Here is a 17,986-nt window from a genome sequence, read left to right on the forward strand (position 1 = left end):
CCTGCGGCCGCCCCCCCCCCCGCCCCGCCCCCCCCTCACCACCCCCCCCGCCGCGCGCGGGCCCCCGGCCCCACCCCCCCCCCCCCCCCCCGCGGGGGGGGGGGGGGGGGGCCCCCCCCCCCCCCCCCCCCGCCGCCCCCCCCCCCCCCCCCCCCCCCCCCCACCACACTCGCCAAGCACCAGAAGTAGCGAGCCCATGAAACTCGACCCCAAACCACTCGCACTGCTCGCAGCCCTAGCACTGCTCGCCCTGCCCCTCACCGGCAGCGCATCCACCTGGCTGAACCTGACCCTCGCAGGCGTCGCCATGGGCCTCATCATCTTCGTCATCGCCTCCGGCCTGACGCTGGTGTTCGGCCTGATGGACGTCCTCAACTTCGGCCACGGCGTGTTCATCGCCTTGGGTGCGTTCATGGCGACCACCGTGCTCGCTGCGCTGGCGCCCTGGGCAGCCGCACCCGACGTCCTCGCCAACCTCGCCGCACTGGCGCTGGCCTGCCTCGCCGGCATGGCCATCGCTGCCGCTGTCGGCGTGGTGTTCGAACGCGTGCTGGTGCGGCCCGTCTACGGCCAGCACCTGAAGCAGATCCTGATCACGATGGGCGGCATGATCATCGGCGAGGAGCTGATCAAGGCCAGCTGGGGCGCGCAGCTGATCCCGCTGCCCATGCCCGAGACGCTGCGCGGCATCTTCCTGTTCGGCGACGTCGCCGTCGAGAAGTTCCGGCTGCTGTCCATGGCCATAGGCATCGTCGTGCTCGTCGCGCTGCTGCTGGTGCTGAACAAGACCAAGATCGGCCTGCTGATCCGCGCCGGCGTGCAGGACCGCGAGATGGTGGAGTCGCTGGGCTACCGGATCAAACGCCTGTTCGTCGGCGTGTTCGTCGCCGGCTCCGCGCTGGCGGGCCTGGGTGGCGTCATGTGGGCGCTGGTGCAGCAGGGCGTGGAGCCGCAGATCGGCGCCAAGGTCAACCTGCTGCTGTTCATCGTCATCATCATCGGTGGCCTGGGCTCCACGCTGGGCTGCCTGGTGGGCGCACTGCTGGTCGGCCTGGTGGCCAACTACGTCGGCTTCCTGGCGCCGAAGGCGGCGCTGTTCTCCAACATCGGGCTGATGGTCGCCATCCTGCTATGGCGCCCGCAAGGCCTGTATCCGGTGGGAGCCAAGTGATGCGCGCACTGCTCTCGCATGATCTGCCACGCAGCCGCATCCTGGCCGCGCTGCTGCTCGCCTGCTTCGTCGGCCTGCTCGGCGCGCCGTTCATCTTCCCCGGCACGCAGGCGCTGAACGTCGCGGCCAAGGTGCTGGTGTTCATCCTGCTCGTCGCCAGCTACGACCTGCTGCTGGGCTACACCGGCATCGTCAGCTTCGCGCACACGATGTTCGTCGGCATCGGCGCCTACGGCATCGCGATCGCGTCGACGCGGCTGGGGCCGGACTGGGGCTCGCTGGCCATCGGCTTCGCCGCCGCGCTCGCGCTTTCCGCCGTGCTGGCGCTGGCCATGGGCCTGGCCAGCCTGCGCGTGAAGGCCATCTTCTTCGCGATGATCACGCTGGCCGTGGCCTCGGCGTTCATGACGCTGTGCTCGCAGCTGAGCGACTTCACCGGCGGTGAGGACGGGCTGAACTTCCAGCTGCCTGAAGCGCTGCGCCCATCCACCGAGTTCATGGACGAGCCGCTGCTCGGCGTCATGCTGGATGGCCGGCTGCTGACCTACTACCTGCTGTTCGCCGCCGTGACGGCGCTGATCCTGCTGCTGCTGCGCGTCGTCAACTCGCCGTTCGGCCGCGTGCTGCAGGCCATCCGCGAGAACGAGTTCCGCGCCGAGGTCATCGGCTATCGCCCGGTGGTCTATCGCACCGGCGCCAACGTCATCGCGGCGCTCGTGGCCTGCTGCGGCGGCGCGCTGCTGGCTCTCTGGCTGCGCTACACCGGCCCCGAGACGGCCATGAGCATGGAGATCATGCTGGACCTGCTGCTCATCGTCGTCATCGGCGGCATGGGGTCCATCTACGGCGCCGTCATCGGCAGCGTGCTGTTCATCGTCGCGCAGAACTACCTGCAGGCGCTGCTGAAGGGCGCGGGGGCGCTGGTGGAAGGCGTGCCGGTGCTGTCCACGCTGGTGTCGCCCGACCGCTGGCTGCTGTGGCTGGGGCTGCTGTTCGTGCTGGCCGTCTACCACTTCCCCGGCGGCATCGTCGGGCGGTTGCGGCTGGCGGCGTGGACTCGTGGGAGGAAGAGCAAGCCATGAAGTCGCGCTACGTCAGCTGCGGGGGTCGCGAGATCCACATCACCGAATGGGGCGATGCCAGCGCGCCCACCGTCATTGCCTGGCATGGGCTGGCGCGTAGCGGCCGCGACTTCGACGACTTCGCGCAGGCCTTGAGCGCGCGCTGGCATGTCGTCTGCCCCGACACGCCGGGCCGTGGCCTGTCGCAGTGGGCGGCAGACCCGGCGCGCGAGTACTGCCTGGACGTCTATGTGGAGCAGGCGGAGGCCTTGCTGGACCAGCTGGGCCTGCAGAAGGTGCACTGGGTGGGCACGTCCATGGGCGGCGCCATCGGCACGCTGGCCGCGGCCACGCGGCTGCGCGGGCGCATCCGTCGCCTGGTGCTGAACGACAACGGCCCCGAGCTGGCCGCACCGGCGCTGGAGCGCATCAAGACCTACGCCGGCCAGCCGCCCAGCTTCGCGACGGTGAGCGAGCTGGAGCGCTACTTCCGCGAGATCTATGCGAGCTTCGGTCACCTGAGTGACACGCAATGGCGCGCGCTCACCGAACACTCGCTGCGCCGCCTGCCCGATGGCCGCGTGACGACGCACTACGACCCCGCGCTGGTGGCGCAGTTCCAGCACCACCCGGACGACTATTCGCTGTGGTCTGCATGGGACCAGCTGGACCTGCCCGTGCTGTGCCTGCGCGGCGAGCAATCGACGCTGCTGACGGCAGAGACCGCGCAGGCGATGCGCGAGCGTGGGCCGCGCGCGGCGGTGGCCGTCATCCCCGACTGCGGCCATGCACCAGCGCTGAACACGCCCGAGCAGATCGGCCTCATCGAGCGCTTCCTCGCCGCGGGCGAAACCCCATGAAACCACGTAAGCCAGTGTGCAGGCTCGCAGCCTAGAGTCGCGCATCTCACCGACGAGACGCCATGAGCGAATTCATCCTCGAGACACAAGACCTGACCAAGGAGTTCAAGGGCTTCACCGCCGTGGACTCCGTCAATCTGCGGGTGCAGCGCGGCCACATCCACGCGCTGCTGGGTCCCAACGGCGCGGGCAAGACGACCTGCTTCAACCTGCTGACCAAGTTCCTGACGCCCACGCGCGGGCGCATCGTGTTCGCGGGCCACGACATCACCGGCGAGACCTCGGCGCAGATCGCGCGCCGCGGCGTCATCCGCTCGTTCCAGATCTCGGCCGTGTTCCCGCACCTGACGGTGCTGGAGAACGTGCGCATCGGCCTGCAGCGCTTCACCGGCACCAGCTTCCATTTCTGGAAGGGGCTGACCGGGCTGAAGACGCTGGACGCCAAGGTGCTGGCGCTGCTGGAGCTGGTGGACCTGCGCGACATGGCCCATTTGAAGGCCGCCGACCTTCCCTACGGCCGCAAGCGGGCTTTGGAGATCGCCACGACGATGGCCATGGAGCCGCAGCTGATGCTGCTGGACGAACCCACGCAGGGCATGGGGCACGAGGATGTGGACCGCGTGACGGCGCTGATCAAGCGCGTGGCCGAAGGGCGCACGGTGCTGATGGTGGAGCACAACATGAAGGTGGTGGCCAGCATTGCTGACCGCATCACGGTGTTGGCTCGCGGCGCTGTGCTGGCAGAGGGGGACTACGCGACGGTGTCCAAGCATCCGGCGGTGTTGGAGGCCTACATGGGCACCGAGGCGACTGAGTTGGCGGGGGCGCACTGATGGCCGTTATGCATAAGCCGTCGGGCACGGCACTCGCCACCCACCTGAAGTACCGAGCGAGCTGAAAAACATGGCCACCCCAGCACTCGAAATCAGCAACCTCCACGCCTGGTACGGCGAAAGCCACATCCTGCATGGCATCAACCTGTCCGTGCAGCCAGGCCAGGTCGTCACGCTGTTGGGCCGCAACGGCGCCGGCCGCACCACCACACTCAGAGCCATCCTCGGCCTCACGGGTGCCAGAAAAGGCTCCATCAAGATCCACGGCGAGGAAGCCATCGACCTCGCGACGCACCGCATCGCCCAGCTGGGCATCGGCTACTGCCCCGAGGAACGCGGCATCTTCGCCAGCCTCACCGCCGAAGAGAACCTGCGCCTGCCCCCGCCGCTGAGAAGCAAGCGCGGCAAGGCGATGTCCGAAGCCGAGATCTACGCGATGTTCCCCAACCTCGCCGAGCGCCGCCACAGCCCCGGCACCCGCCTGTCCGGCGGCGAGCAGCAGATGCTGGCCGTGGCGCGCATCCTGCGCACGGGCGCCGACATCCTGCTGCTGGACGAGATCTCCGAAGGCCTGGCGCCCGTCATCGTCCAGGCCCTGGCACGCATGATCCGCACGCTCAAGAGCCAGGGTTTCACCATCGTCATGGTGGAGCAGAACTTCCGCTTCGCCGCACCGCTGGCGGACCACTTCGTCGTCATCGAGCACGGCGAAGTCGTGCTGTCCTTCCCCGCAGCCGACCTGCCGGCCCACCAGGCCCGGATGGACGAGCTGCTCAGCGTTTGATCACAACCCCACCAGGAGACATGTCATGAAGGTTCTGCGCACCGCTCTCGCCACCGCCTCGCTCGCCTGCTGCGCCGTCGGCGCACAAGCCCAGGTGTCGGGCGACGTCATCAAGATCGGCATCATCACGGACATGTCCGGCCTGTATGCCGACATCGACGGCCAGGGCGGCGTGGAGGCCATCAAGATGGCCATCGCCGACGCCAAGGGCATGGCCGCCGGCAAGAAGATCGAACTGCTGTTCGCCGACCACCAGAACAAGGCCGACGTGGCGTCCGCCAAGGCGCGCGAATGGCTGGACACGCAAGGCCTGGACGTGCTGGTAGGTGGCACCAACTCCGGCGCCAACCTGGCCATGGCCAAGGTCGCGGCCGAGAAGAAGCGCGTCTTCATCTCCATCGGCGCCGCGTCGGCCCGCCTGACGAATGAAGACTGCACGCCCTACACGGTGCACTACGCCTACGACACGGTCGCGCTGGCCAACGGCACCGGCAACGCAGTGGTCAAGAGCGGCGGCAAGAACTGGTACTTCCTGACCGCCGACTACGCCTTCGGCGCCAGCCTGCAGGCCGACACGACGGCCGTCGTGCAGAAGGCCGGCGGCAAGATCGTGGGCAGCGTGAAGCACCCGCTGTCGGCCAGCGACTTCTCATCCTTCCTGCTGCAGGCGCAGGGCTCGGGCGCGCAGATCCTGGGCCTGGCCAACGCCGGTGGCGACACCATCAACTCCATCAAGGCCGCCAACGAGTTCGGCGTCACCAAGACGATGAAGCTGGCAGGCCTGCTGATGTTCATCAACGACGTGCATTCGCTCGGCCTGAAGGCCACCGAGGGCATGTACCTGACCGACGGCTGGTACTGGAACCAGAGCGCCGAGTCGCGCGCCTGGAGCCGCCGCTTCTTCGAGAAGATGAAGCGCATGCCGTCCATGCTGCAGGCGGCCGACTACTCGGCCATCGCCCACTACCTGAAGGCCGTAGATGCGACCAAGACCGACGACTCCGACAAGGTCATCGCGAAGATGAAGGCCACCAAGATCAACGACTTCTTCGCGAAAAACGGCGAGATCGGCGCCGACGGCCGCATGCGCTACGACATGTACCTGATGCAGGTGAAGAAGCAGGCCGAGTCCAAGGAACCCTGGGACTACTACAACGTGGTGCAGACCATCCCGGCGAACGAGGCCTACACCAAGCTCGCCGATTCCAAGTGCCCCTTGGTCAAGAAGTGATCTGAGGCCGGCCTGACATGACTGAGTTGTTCGGTATCCCGATGCCCGCCCTGCTGGGGCAGCTGCTGCTCGGCCTGGTGAACGGCTCGTTCTACGCGATGCTGTCGCTGGGCCTGGCGGTCATCTTCGGCATGCTCAACATCATCAACTTCGCCCACGGGGCGCTGTACATGATGGGCGCCTTCCTGGCGTGGATGGGCATGGACCTGCTGGGGCTGAACTACTGGGTCATGCTGGGCCTGGCGCCGCTGCTGGTGGGGCTCTTGGGCATCGTCATCGAGCGGACGATGCTTCAGTGGCTCTACAAGCTGGACCACCTCTACGGCCTGCTGCTGACCTTCGGCATCACGCTGGTCATCGAGGGCGTGTTCCGCAGCTTCTACGGCGTGTCGGGCCAGCCCTACTCGGTGCCCGACGCGCTGCAGGGCGCCACCAACCTGGGCTTCATGATCCTGCCCAACTACCGGGGCTGGGTGGTGGTCGCGTCGCTGGTGGTGTGCTTCGCCGTGTGGGCGCTGATCGAGAAGACGTCGCTGGGCGCCACGCTGCGCGCCGGCACCGAGAACCCGCGGCTGGTGCAGGCCTTCGGCATCAACGTGCCGCGCATGGTGACGCTGACCTACGCGGGCGGCGTCGCGCTGGCGGCGTTCGCCGGCGTGCTGGCCGCGCCCATCCTGCAGGTGTCGGCGCTGATGGGGTCCAACCTCATCATCGTCGTGTTCGCCGTGGTGGTCATCGGCGGCATGGGGTCCATCCTCGGCTCCATCGTCACCGGGCTGGGCCTGGGCATCATCGAAGGGCTGACCAAGGTCTTTTATCCGGAGGCCTCGAACACCGTCGTGTTCGTCGTCATGGCCATCGTCTTGTTGGTACGGCCCGCGGGCTTGTTCGGAAAAGAGAAATGAACAGCAAGCTCATCGGCTACGCCGCGCTCTTCGTCGGCATCGCGCTGCTGCCAGCGCTGGGGGCCTATCCCATCTTCGTCATGAAGGTGCTGTGCTACGCCCTCTTCGCCTGCGCCTTCAACCTGCTGGTGGGCTTCACCGGCCTGCTGTCCTTCGGTCACGCGGCCTTCCTGGGCACGGCAGGCTATGTGTGCGGCCATGCGCTGAAGGTCTGGGGCCTGCCCACGCCGGTGGGGCTCGTCGTCGGCTCGCTGGCTGCGGCGGGCGTAGGCCTGGTGTTCGGGATGCTGGCCATCCGTCGCTCGGGCATCTACTTCTCGATGATCACGCTGGCGCTGGCGCAGATGCTGTACTTCTTCTTCCTGCAGGCGCCGTTCACCGGCGGGGAAGACGGCCTGCAGAGCGTGCCGCGCGGCAGCTTCCTGGGGCTGGACCTCACCAACGACCTGACGCTGTTCTACGTCGTGCTGGGCATCTTCATCGCGGCCTTCTGGCTGATCTACCGCATCGTGCACTCGCCGTTCGGCCAGGTGCTCACCAGCATCCGCGAGAACGAGGCGCGCGCCACGTCGCTGGGTTACGACACGGCGCACTTCAAGCTGCTGGCCTTCGTGCTGTCGGCCGGCCTGGCCGGGCTGGCGGGCGCCACCAAGACGCTGATGCTGGGCTTTGCGACGCTGACCGACGCGATCTGGACAACGTCGGGCCTGGTCATCCTGATGACGCTGGTGGGCGGCATGGGCACGCTGGTCGGCCCCATCGTCGGCGCGCTGGTCATCATTGCGCTGGAGAACAAGATCGGCGACCTCGGCAAGCTGCTGGCCGACACCACCGGCGTGGCCTGGTTCAACGGGCTGGGCGAGTCGGTCAGCCTGGTCACCGGGCTGATCTTCATCGTCTGCGTGCTGGCCTTCAGGCGCGGGCTGGTGGGCGAGGCGATGGCGCTGTGGGAGAAGCGTCGGAAGCCGCCGGCGACTTCTGCTTCCTGAAGACCAACACGTTGCCGGCCATGACAAGCACCAAGCCGATCAAGGCCGGCGCCGTCCACACATAGCCCTCCACCCAGGCCGACACGTTCAGCGCGACGACCGGGAACAGTACCGTGCTGTAGGCGGCGCGCTCCGGGCCCAGCCGCCCCACCAGCGTCAGGTAGGCGGTGAAGCCGATGACCGAGCCCGGGATGGCCAGGTACAGCAGCGCGCCGACATAGCGCGTGCTCACGTCGAATGCCCACGGCACGCCAGCCGCCAGCGCATAGCCCACCAGCAGCGACGTGCCCACGGCCATGCCCCAGGCGTTGGTCTGCACCGGCTTCAACCCCTGTCCCTGCAGCGCGGCCGACAGCAGGTTGCCGGTGGAGAAGCACAGCGTGCCTCCCAGCGCCCAGCCCAGGCCCACCAGCGTGCCCGTGCCGGCGTGCTGGGCGGTGATCTCGGGCCAGAACAGCAGCACCAGCCCCGTCAGCCCCAGCGCGCCACCCGCCAGCACCTGCGGCGCGATGGCTCGGCCGTGCACCAGCCTCGCCAGCAGCGCATTCCACAGCGCCGCGCTGGAGAACACAACGGCCACCAGCCCGCTGGCCAGCGTCTGGCTGGCGTTCAGGAAGCAGACGAAGTTCAGGCAGAACAGGCACAGGCCCTGGGCGAGCACCCAGGTGAGCGCTCGCCCACGTGGCAGCACCAGCTGCCGTCGCCAGGCCAGCCAGGCGAACAGCACCAGCGCCGCGAGGCCGAAGCGGTAGGCGATGGACAGCGAGATGGGCACCGGTCCCAGCTGCCATTTCAGGGCGATCCACGTGGTGCCCCAGATCAGCACCACCAGCACGTACAACAAGGCATTCATGCCGCCAGCATCGCGAAACAGGCGATGCGGCGATTGCAGATTCCTGCGCATCGTCGGCCCGACGCCAGCACGGGAAACGTGCTCGGCCCTAGCATCGCCGCATGCTTGACCTCACCGCCGGCGCCACCGCTGACCAGCCCGTCTTCGACGTGCTGGGCCGCTCGCTGGCGCGCCGTGAACGTGAGGTCGCGCTGCCCGACGGCCTGCGGCTGGTGCAATGGCACAACCACGGCGGCCGCATGGACTACCAGCGCCCCGGCCACCACACGCTGTCGGTCTACCTGCAGGGCGGCCATGCCACCCACCTCATCGAGACGCCGGGCGAGACCGGCTCGCCGGGCTGCCACTGCATCCTGCCGGCCGAGCACGAGTCGCACTGGAACGTGGCCGGCCCGTTGCGCTTCGTGCATCTGTACCTGACGGCCGAGACCTGGGCCGACCGCGCCGTGCGCCTGCTGGACGCCGAGCCGCGCGCGCTCACGCTGGAGCAGCGCATTTTTGGTGCCGACGCCACACTGGCCGACTGGGGCCGCGAGGTCGCCGCGCTGGACTGGCAGGACCCCGCCCAGCGCCTGCACATCGACGCGCTGAGCCAGGCGGCTCTGGACCACCTGGTGCTGCAGGCGGCACGGCCCCGCCAGCGCGAGCGGGCTGAACGGTCAGCCGGCGGCCTGTCCAGCGCGGCCCGCCGCCGCGTGCTGGGCTTCATTGACGCCCACCTGGACAGCGCCGACCTGACCTTGCCACGCCTGGCGGACCAGGCCCACCTGTCCGAATTCCACTTCGCCCGCATGTTCCGCGCGTCCATGGGCTGCACGGTGCACGACTGGGTCGCCGCCCGCCGGCTGGACCGCGCCCGCGCGCTGCTGCGCGAAACCGCGCTGCCGCTGGCGGACATCGCCGCCGCCTGCGGCTATGCCAGCGCGAGTCACCTGAGCCAGCGATTCAGGGCCGCCACCGGCACCACGCCGGGGCAATACCGCCAGGTCTTGGCCGCTTGAGCGTCAGCTACTGCCAACACGCCGTCAGCAATCACCTGCGAGTTAGGGGGCGCGCGCCGCGGCGCTGTGGCCCACTATCTAGCCATGTTCACGCCCGCACGCCTTCGCGTCACCGCCGCGCTCCTCGCGGCGCTGCTGGGCATGGCCGTGCCGCTGTACGAAACCACGCGCGAGCTGCTCGATGAACCGCTCGCCATGCTGACGCCACAACGTTAGCCCCTCGCCCAGTCTCGCCACGCTGAACGCCGGCGTGACTGGTCGGTCCCCGAGGGGCGGCGATGCTCGCGGGGCTTAACCCGCTCGCACATCGCCAGACGGGCCGGCTTGGGAGCGGCCCGGCGCTCGGCCCGGAAGAAAGAGGGGTGCCGCGTGGGGAATTTCTCCGCCCGAATCCGCCTCCTTCCCTCCCTACACTCGCCCCGCACTCTTGAGGGGCAGGGATGGCATCCAGCATCGTGAAGAAGGCCGTTGTGGCGGCGGTGGTCGTGGCCGGCGCGGCCGTGGCGGGGTACTTCGGGTGGCAGCATTTCAAGACACCCGGCCTGCCCAGCAGCGCCGAGGTGGGCGCGGAGGAAGCGGCCTTCAGCTTCAGCGAGTGCAAGGCGCGGCTGTTCGACGGGTCGCCGGCCATCGCGGTGATGTTCACGCAGGCGCTGGATGCCAAGCAGGACTTCGGCAAGCTGCTGACTGCCAGCGAGGGCGAAGCGCCCAAGCGGCGTAACGACGGCACGGTGGACCCCAACAACAAACCAGCGGATGCCAGCTTCAAGCCCCTGGCCGCCCGCTGGGTGCTGGGCGACAACCCGCGCGTGCTCTACCTGCCCCACGCCACGCCCGACCGCAGCTATCGCATCACGCTGAACGCCGACCTCGCCGCCCGCAGCGGCGCCAAGCTGGCCACGGCGCAGAGCTGCGAAGCCGTCAGCGAGTCCATGCCGGCCAGCTTCTACTTCGCCAGCCGCGGCCTGGTGCTGCCGGCCGGCCAGAACGGCGGGCTGCCGGTGGTGACCGTCAACACGCCCGAGGTGGATGTGCAGTTCCTGCGCATCAAGCCGGAGTCACTGGCGGCCTTCCTGGATCAGGTGGGCGGCCGCCGCGAGCGCTCGGGCCGTGGAGGCGCCGACGAGGAAGGCGATTACTACTACGACGGCTATGGCGACAACCAGCGCCGGATGAAGGGCACCGTCGGCGGCTGGGTGCTGGACGAACTGCGCGCGATGAGCGAGAGCGTCTACATCTCCCGCTTCAAGACCGACGAGCGCGCCAACCGCCGCAACACCAGCTTCCTGCCGGTGGAGAAGATCAAGGCGCTGCAGGAGCCTGGCATCTATGTGGCGGTCATGAGCCAGCCGGGCCGCTTTGGCTGGGACTACCAGGTCACGCACTACTACGTGACAGACATCGGCCTGCACCTGCGCCGCCACGCCGCGCAGATCGACGTGTTCGCCACGTCGCTGAAGAGCGGCAACGCATTGCGCGGCGTGGAGCTGAGCCTGGTGGACGAGGCCGGCAAGGTGCTGGGCCAGGCCCAGACCGACAGCGACGGCCATGCGGTGTTCACCGGCACCAACGGCAAGGTGGGCGACCTGGCGCGGCTGGTGCTGGCGCGCAAGGGCGGCGAAATGTCGGTGCTGTCGCTGCGCGACGCGGCGCTGGACCTGACCGAGTTCGACGCCACCGGCCACCCGTCGCGCAGCAACAAGGTGTTCGTCTACTCGGGCCGCGACCTGTACCGGCCGGGCGAGGCCTTCAACGTCTCCGTGCTGAGCCGCGATGCCGACAGCCGGCTGCCGTCCAAGCTGCTGCCACTGACGATCACGGTGAAGAAGCCCGATGGCAGCAAGCTCGTCGAGCAGCTGGTGCAGCCGAACAAGCTGGGCCAGGGCTACTTTCAGCACACCATCGCGCTGCCCGCCGACGCGCCCACCGGCGGCTGGACGCTGCAGGCCCGTGTGGACCCCGCCGCCAAACAGCCCGATGCGCAATGGAGCTTCAAGGTCGAGGAGTTCCTGCCCGAGCGCATGAAGCTCACGCTGACCGCGCCCGAGGCGGCGCTGACCGGCGAGGTCAGCCTGCCCGTGCAGGTGCAGGGCGACTACCTCTACGGCGCGCCCGCCGCCGGCAATCGCTTGCAGTCCACCGTGTCCACCGAGCGCCTGGTCAACCCGCTGGCGCAGAAGCTCCCCGGCTACCTGTTCGGCGACTTCGCCGACGACAAGGCCCGCAGCCGGCAAGACCTGCCCGAGCAGGAACTGGACGAGCAGGGCAAGGCGCAGGTCGCGCTGACCGCCAACCTTTCCGAGCGCAGCTCGCCCATGCGCGTGCGTGGCGCCTTCAGCCTGCTGGAAAGCGGCGGTCGACCCGTGGTGCGCAGCATCGAGCGCACCTGGTGGCCGGCACCCACGCTGGTGGCCGTGCGCCCGCTGTTCGACCGCAACGTCGCGCCCGAGGGCGGCCTGGCGGGCTTCGAGGTGCAGCGCGTGGACGCCACCGGCGCCTTCAAGCCCGCCAAGGACCTGAAGCTCACGCTCACCTACGAGGAACGCCAGTGGTACTGGCGTTATGACGACGGCCGCGGCTGGCATTCCGGCTTCAACACGACGGACGAACTGGTCGAGGCCCGCACGCTGAACCTGAGCGCCAAGACCACGGTGAACCTGCCCGTGCGCTGGGGCCGCTACCGCCTGGAGATCGAAGACCCGTCGACGAAGGAAACTCTGCGCTACGCCTTCTACGCCGGCTACGGCGCGCAGGACGCCGACGACATCGGCAACCGCCCCGACCGCGTGCAGCTGCAGCTCAAGGGTTCGCCGTTCAAGCCCGGCGACGACGCCAAGCTGACCATCAAGCCGCCGCACGACGGCGAGGCCGTCGTCACCGTCGAGGGTGACCGCGTGCTGTGGAGCAAGCGCGTCGGCGTGAAGGCCTCGGGCACGGAGCTCACCATCCCGGTCGGCACCACGCCCGAGTGGCAGCGGCAGGACTTGTACGTCACCGTCGCCGCCTTCCGCCCCGGCAGCCAGGGCGACCGCATCACGCCGGCCCGCGCGCTGGGCCTGGTGCACCTGCCGCTGAACCGCGAGGACCGCAAGCTGAAGGTGGCGCTGGAGGCGCCGGCCAAGACGGTGCCATCCACCACGCTGCCCGTGAAGGTAAAGGCACCGCAGCTGGCCGGCAAGGCGGCGATCGTCACGGTCTCTGCCGTGGACGTGGGCATCCTGAACATCACCAACTTCAAGACGCCCGACCCGACCGACTACTTCTTCGGCAAGCACCGCTACGGCGCCGACATGCTGGACCTCTACGGCCGCCTCATCGAGAAGATGGACGGCAACACCGCGCAGCAGAAGTTCGGCGGCGACGCCGGCAAGCGCGACACGCAGAGCATGCCGCGCAAGGTGCTGCTGGTGGACCTGTTCAGCGGCCCCGTGACGCTGGATGCCAAGGGCGAGGCGACGATCAGCCTCAAGCTGCCGGACTTCAATGGCACGCTGCGGCTGATGGCCGTCGTCAGCAGCGCAGACAGCTATGGCTCCACGCAGGCCGACACGGTGGTCGCCGCGCCGCTGGTGGCCGAGTTGAACATGCCGCGCTTCATCGCGCCGGGCGACAAGGCGACCATCGCGCTGGACGTGACCAACCTCAGCGGCGCGCCGCAAGAGGTCAAGGTCGCGCTGACTGCCACCGGACCGGTGCGCATTACCGGCAACGCCGAGCCCATCAAGCTCGCCGACAAGCAACGCCAGATCCTGCGCTTCCAGGCCGAGGCGCTGGATGCCTACGGCCTGGCGCCAATCAAGATGATCGTCACGGCCGGCGCGCTGAAGCTGGAACGCGAGGCCGCGCTGCAGGTGCAGCCCGTCACGCCGCTGACGCGCGAGAGCCGCCGCATCCGCCTGGAGCCCGGCGCCACGCAGGTGGTCGAGAAGAGTCTGCTGGACAGCTACTGGGCCGGCTCCGCCACGCTCAGCATGAGCGTCAGCAACACGCCGCCCATCGACATCAAGGACCAGGTGCAAGGCCTGTTGATGTACCCCTACGGCTGCCTGGAGCAGACGACGTCCAGCGCCTACCCGCTGGTCTTCATCGACGACGCGGCCGCCAAGCGCTGGGGCATGACGCCCATCCCCCGCGAGGAGCGCGCCAAGCGGCTGGAAGGCGCCTTCGCCCGCCTGGCCGGCATGCAGCAGCCGCGCGGCGGCTACGGCCTGTGGGCAGCCGGCAACCCGTATGAAGGCTGGCTCAGCGCCTATGTCACCGGCTTCTTGCAGGACGCTCGCGACGCCGGTTTCGCCGTGCCCGAGGCGCAGCTCGCCAAGTCGCTGGAAGGCCTGACCGAGCAGTTCCAGCGCACGCCCGGCCAGCAGATGACGCCGCCCTCAGCGCCGCGCCGCAACGACAAGGGCTACATCGCCGACTACCGCGAGGCCGAAGTGCTGCGCCTGGCCCACCAGCGCTTTGCCGAGGCCACGCACGCCGGCTACATCCTGGCCCGCGAGCAGAAGGCGCCGCTGGCCACGCTGCGCACGCTGCACGACAAGCACCGTGCCAGCGCCCTGAGCCCGCTGCCGCTGGTGCAGCTGTCATTGGCGTTGAAGCTGATGGGCGACGACGCCCGCGCCAAGGCCGCGCTGGACGACGCGATGGCCCGCCCCTACGGCTACCAGCCCGACGACGGCCCATGGGGCCAATGGCTGGGCGACTACGGCTCCCGCATCCGCGACCGGGCCATGGCCTATGCGCTGCTGCTGCGCCACAAGGTCGAGCACGACAAGCGCGAGAACCTGCTGTTCGACCTGGCCGACGACTTCGGCAAGCGCAACTACTACTCCACGCAGGAGCGCCTGTCCCTCTTCGTCGCCGTGCAGGCCGCGACCCAAGGCGCCGGCAAGGACGACGCCTGGAAGACCACGCTGACCGTCGGCGCCAAGGCCGACGCCTGGACCGGCAGCGGCACCGGCCAACAGAGCTTCGCCATCGAGCCGCTGAAGTCCGGCCTCGCGCTGAAGAACGACGGCGCCACGCCGCTGTATGTGGACGTCACCGCCCAGGGCTACCCGGTCAAGCCGCTGCCGCCCAGCAGCGACCGCATCAGCGTGGAGCGCGCGATGTTCACGACCGACGGCAAGCTGGTGACGGCGCGGCAGTTCACGACAGGCGAGATGTACGTCGTCCGCCTGCGCGTGAAGGCCGCGCAGACCATCAAGGACGGCCTGGTGGTGGACCGCATTCCCGCCGGCTTCGAGATCGAGAACCTGAACCTCAGCCAGGGCCCGCAGGCCGGCGAGTTCACGGTGGAAGGCGTCAACGTGGCCCAGGCGAATGCCAACGACCGCATCGTCCACACCGAGTACCGCGACGACCGCTTCGTCGCCGCGGCGCGGCTGGGGCAGCCGTTGGACCTGTTCTATCTGGTGCGGGTGGTGACGCCTGGCAAGTACGTCGTGCCGGCGACGTTTGCGGAGGATATGTATCGGGCAGAGGTGAGGGGGGTTGGCCGGGCCGAAGGGGAGATCGTGGTGGTGGACAAGCGGTGAGCGAGCGCGAGGCGGTACTTTGCCTACCGGCTGTTTGCCGCTGCAGCGGCTGCAAGCTGACATCGAACGGAACTCCTTGATCGATTTCAGCAAGCGCGATCGCTAGCATCCGACGCACAACGATTGCGTCCTGGGAGAACACATGATTGACCCAACCAACTCTCTTGCGTTCTCGATGCAGGCCAACAAGGGGGTGTACGCAATCCTCCTTGGGTCCGGCGTGTCACGAGCGGCCCAGATTCCAACGGGCTGGGAAGTGACCATCGAACTGGTACGCAAGGCCGCAGCCATTCAGAAGGCCGACTGCGAGCCTAACCCTGCCGCCTGGTATCGCAGCTCGACCGGCAGCGACCCTGACTACTCGGTCCTTCTGGACGCAGTGGCCAAGACGCCGGCGGAACGACAGCAACTACTCCGCCCCTACTTCGAGCCGACAGAGGAGCAGCGCGAGAAGGGTGAGAAGGCCCCGACGAAGGCCCACCGAGCCATCGCCCGCCTCGTGAAGCTTGGCTATGTACGGGTCGTCGTCACCACCAACTTCGATCGTCTGCTGGAAGTAGCGCTGGCGGACGTAGGCATTCAGCCCACGGTTCTGAGCACCGCAGACCAGATAGCTGGCGCGATGCCGCTCGTTCACACGGCCTGCACCGTCATCAAGGTGCATGGCGACTACCTTGACACGCGCATCCTCAACACGCCTGAGGAGCTGGCCACTTACCCGGACGCGTTCAACACACTGCTGGACCGTGTCTTCGACGAGTTCGGACTCGTCGTCTCGGGCTGGTCTGCGGATTGGGACGTCGCGCTAAAGGCGGCTATCGTTCGCGCGCCGAATCGGCGGTTCTCTACGTACTGGTCCAGCCGGGGGGAACCCAGCGCGACAGCGGCGGACCTCATCGCGCGACGCGCCGGCACCCTCGTTCGTTCTCCGGACGCTGACTCGTTCTTCACCGCGCTCGCCGAACAAGTGCAGGCGCTCGAAGACTTCGCCGCGCCTCACCCATTGTCCTCAGCCGCAGCAGTCGCAGCGCTAAAGCGATACCTAACCGAGCCCAAGCACCGCATTGCGCTGAACGACCTAGTTCGCCGAGAGGTCGACCAAGTCGTCGATGCCACATCCGGCGCAAGGTTTGACCTGAACCAGCCTACTCCGGACGCTGACACGCTGCTGGCTAGGTTGAAGAGCTACGAAGCTGCATCGCAGACGCTGGTGCAACTTGCCTATCACGCTGGCTATTGGAGCGACGAGGCGCAGACGGCGCCCTGGGTTTCAGCGCTGCGGAGGCTCGCGCAACAGCCCGCTGGGGGCGGGTACGAGCTTTGGACCGCCCTTCGGCGCTACCCTGCCGCGATGCTCCTCTACTCGTTCGGCGTCGGAGCCATCCAGTCTGGAAACTTCAACGCGCTGCGCGTGCTGTTCAAGCTTCGGCTCAAGGGGCGGAACGACGAGGAGAAGAGCCTCGGCATGCAGGCTTCCCTCTGGCCTCTGGGAGGCGACAAGTTTCAGATTTTGAAAGGTCGGGAACGCCGGCACACCCCGCTTCACGAACACACCAGTCAGTTCTTGTTCGACCAACTCAAGCGCTCCTTCGACAACGAAGCGGACTTCGCACAGTACTTTGACGAGTTTGAGGTGATCCTTGCACTTCACGTCGGCGCTGAACAGGTCGACCCGGGCGAGTACTACTGGGCGCCGCCTGGACCGTATTGCTGGCGGACAGACAATCTGAGACAGACGCTTGTGAAGATTCGAGCGTCCCTTGCAACGGGAGGGAACGGCTCTCCTTACATTACGGCTTGCCCCGTAGGGAAGGACGTCGCCGCGGCTGAAACCAACATCGCCGGCCTCGAGGGATTCATCGGGCGAATCGGCTGGTCCTGGCGCTAGCTTTTTCGCCGCCCACCATTGTGGGACGGGAGTTGTAACCAGGTGGGGCCGCAACCGTGGCCCTTGCTCGGTGTCCTCGCACCGGTCCCTTCGCTCGAATTCGGGGTCAGGTCTCAACTTGTAAATCCAGCCGCTCCGCTGTTTGGGTCGCGCGCTTGCAGCAGCGTCCCAAATTCCTTACGATCCCTCGATACGAAAGGAATCCACATGCCCGACGCCACCCTCACCGCCAAAGGCCAGACCACCATCCCCAAGGAAATTCGTGAGCAACTGGGCCTGGAAGCCGGCGACAAGCTGACCTTCACGACGCTCAGCGACGGCACGGTGGTCATGCGCGCCAAAACGCGCAGCCTGCTGGACCTGGCCGGCAGCCTGTCACGCCCTGGCCAGCCCTCGGTCGATGTGGCCGACATGAAGCCGTTGCGCGCCTGACGACCTCAGACGGCCTACCGCGTTGACCATCGCCATCGACACCAACGTCCTCGTGCGCCTGCTGGTGCGCGACGACGCGGCGCAGTTCACCGCCGCCGCTCGTCTCGTCCAGCAGGCCGAGACCGCCGGCCAACCGCTGCTGATCCTGCTGGGCGCGTTGCTGGAAACCGAATGGGTGCTGCGCAGCCGCTACCGGCTGGACAAGCCCGCCATTGCCAATACCTTTGCGCGGTTGCTGGAGGTGGATGGCGTCGTCTTCGAGCACGAGGCAACGGTCGAAGAAGCGCTCTACATCTGGACCCAACACACCGGCGCCGACTTCGCCGACTGCCTGCTCAACGCCCGCGCCGCTCACCTTGGCTGCACGCGCTTCGTGACCTTCGATGCCGGCGCATCCAAGCTGCCGCGCGCAGAACTCTTGACTTCCTGAGACCCACAACA

The 17,986-nt window shown here is 67.9% G+C and carries 15 protein-coding genes; 14 read left to right on the plus strand and 1 reads right to left on the minus strand.

Features of this window, described 5'->3' with window-relative positions; genetic code table 11:
- Nucleotides 1-196: 196 nt before the first annotated feature.
- The 8 genes from J2X21_RS23840 to J2X21_RS23875 all read left to right on the plus strand — a co-directional run bounded on the left by J2X21_RS23840 (nucleotide 197) and on the right by J2X21_RS23875 (nucleotide 7,834).
- On the plus strand, nucleotides 197-1,171 hold the full coding sequence (locus J2X21_RS23840) for a branched-chain amino acid ABC transporter permease (protein WP_310332626.1): 975 nt from the start codon (nucleotides 197-199) through the stop codon (nucleotides 1,169-1,171).
- Entirely contained in the window at nucleotides 1,168-2,253 is a 1,086-nt protein-coding gene (locus J2X21_RS23845) for a branched-chain amino acid ABC transporter permease (protein ID WP_310332627.1), read from the plus strand. The genes J2X21_RS23840 and J2X21_RS23845 overlap by 4 nt, the downstream gene beginning before the upstream one ends.
- Nucleotides 2,250-3,092 carry an alpha/beta fold hydrolase gene (locus J2X21_RS23850; protein WP_310332628.1) on the plus strand — a complete coding sequence of 281 codons (843 nt, stop codon included), beginning with the start codon at nucleotides 2,250-2,252 and terminating at the stop codon, nucleotides 3,090-3,092. Before J2X21_RS23845 ends, J2X21_RS23850 begins: the two co-directional genes overlap by 4 nt.
- 62 nt (nucleotides 3,093-3,154) lie before the next feature.
- Nucleotides 3,155-3,925 (plus strand): ABC transporter ATP-binding protein, encoded by a 771-nt coding sequence (locus J2X21_RS23855; protein ID WP_310332629.1) that lies wholly within the window; start codon nucleotides 3,155-3,157, stop codon nucleotides 3,923-3,925.
- A 70-nt stretch (nucleotides 3,926-3,995) separates the two neighbouring features.
- Nucleotides 3,996-4,709 carry an ABC transporter ATP-binding protein gene (locus J2X21_RS23860; protein ID WP_310332630.1) on the plus strand — a complete coding sequence of 238 codons (714 nt, stop codon included), beginning with the start codon at nucleotides 3,996-3,998 and terminating at the stop codon, nucleotides 4,707-4,709.
- A 25-nt stretch (nucleotides 4,710-4,734) separates the two neighbouring features.
- Complete coding sequence (locus tag J2X21_RS23865; protein ID WP_310332631.1) at nucleotides 4,735-5,940, plus strand: ABC transporter substrate-binding protein; 1,206 nt, start codon at nucleotides 4,735-4,737, stop codon at nucleotides 5,938-5,940.
- A gap of 17 nt (nucleotides 5,941-5,957) precedes the next feature.
- Entirely contained in the window at nucleotides 5,958-6,845 is an 888-nt protein-coding gene (locus J2X21_RS23870; protein WP_310332632.1) for a branched-chain amino acid ABC transporter permease, read from the plus strand.
- Nucleotides 6,842-7,834, plus strand: a complete 993-nt coding sequence (locus tag J2X21_RS23875) for a branched-chain amino acid ABC transporter permease (protein ID WP_310332633.1) — start codon at nucleotides 6,842-6,844, stop codon at nucleotides 7,832-7,834. Before J2X21_RS23870 ends, J2X21_RS23875 begins: the two co-directional genes overlap by 4 nt.
- Here J2X21_RS23875 and J2X21_RS23880 read toward each other — a convergent pair.
- Entirely contained in the window at nucleotides 7,758-8,687 is a 930-nt protein-coding gene (locus tag J2X21_RS23880; RefSeq protein ID WP_310332634.1) for a DMT family transporter, read from the minus strand. The genes J2X21_RS23875 and J2X21_RS23880 overlap by 77 nt on opposite strands.
- Nucleotides 8,688-8,788: 101 nt before the next feature.
- On the opposite strand from J2X21_RS23880, the gene J2X21_RS23885 reads away from it, so the two are divergent.
- From J2X21_RS23885 to J2X21_RS23910, 6 genes are all read left to right on the plus strand, one after another.
- Nucleotides 8,789-9,688: an AraC family transcriptional regulator gene (locus J2X21_RS23885; RefSeq protein ID WP_310332635.1), complete on the plus strand. Its 900-nt coding sequence runs from the start codon at nucleotides 8,789-8,791 to the stop codon at nucleotides 9,686-9,688.
- 84 nt (nucleotides 9,689-9,772) lie between these two features.
- Nucleotides 9,773-9,904 (plus strand): hypothetical protein, encoded by a 132-nt coding sequence (locus J2X21_RS23890; protein ID WP_310332636.1) that lies wholly within the window; start codon nucleotides 9,773-9,775, stop codon nucleotides 9,902-9,904.
- A gap of 224 nt (nucleotides 9,905-10,128) precedes the next feature.
- Nucleotides 10,129-15,225, plus strand: a complete 5,097-nt coding sequence (locus J2X21_RS23895; protein WP_310332637.1) for an alpha-2-macroglobulin family protein — start codon at nucleotides 10,129-10,131, stop codon at nucleotides 15,223-15,225.
- A gap of 142 nt (nucleotides 15,226-15,367) precedes the next feature.
- Nucleotides 15,368-17,113, plus strand: a complete 1,746-nt coding sequence (locus J2X21_RS23900; RefSeq protein WP_310332638.1) for an SIR2 family protein — start codon at nucleotides 15,368-15,370, stop codon at nucleotides 17,111-17,113.
- Nucleotides 17,114-17,320: 207 nt separating this feature from the next.
- Nucleotides 17,321-17,545 carry an AbrB/MazE/SpoVT family DNA-binding domain-containing protein gene (locus J2X21_RS23905; RefSeq protein ID WP_310332639.1) on the plus strand — a complete coding sequence of 75 codons (225 nt, stop codon included), beginning with the start codon at nucleotides 17,321-17,323 and terminating at the stop codon, nucleotides 17,543-17,545.
- Between the two features lie 22 nt (nucleotides 17,546-17,567).
- Complete coding sequence (locus J2X21_RS23910) at nucleotides 17,568-17,975, plus strand: PIN domain-containing protein (protein WP_310332640.1); 408 nt, start codon at nucleotides 17,568-17,570, stop codon at nucleotides 17,973-17,975.
- Nucleotides 17,976-17,986 lie beyond the last annotated feature (11 nt).

The organism is Roseateles asaccharophilus (assembly GCF_031458115.1).
GTDB classification, from domain to species: domain Bacteria; phylum Pseudomonadota; class Gammaproteobacteria; order Burkholderiales; family Burkholderiaceae_C; genus Pelomonas; species Pelomonas asaccharophilus_A.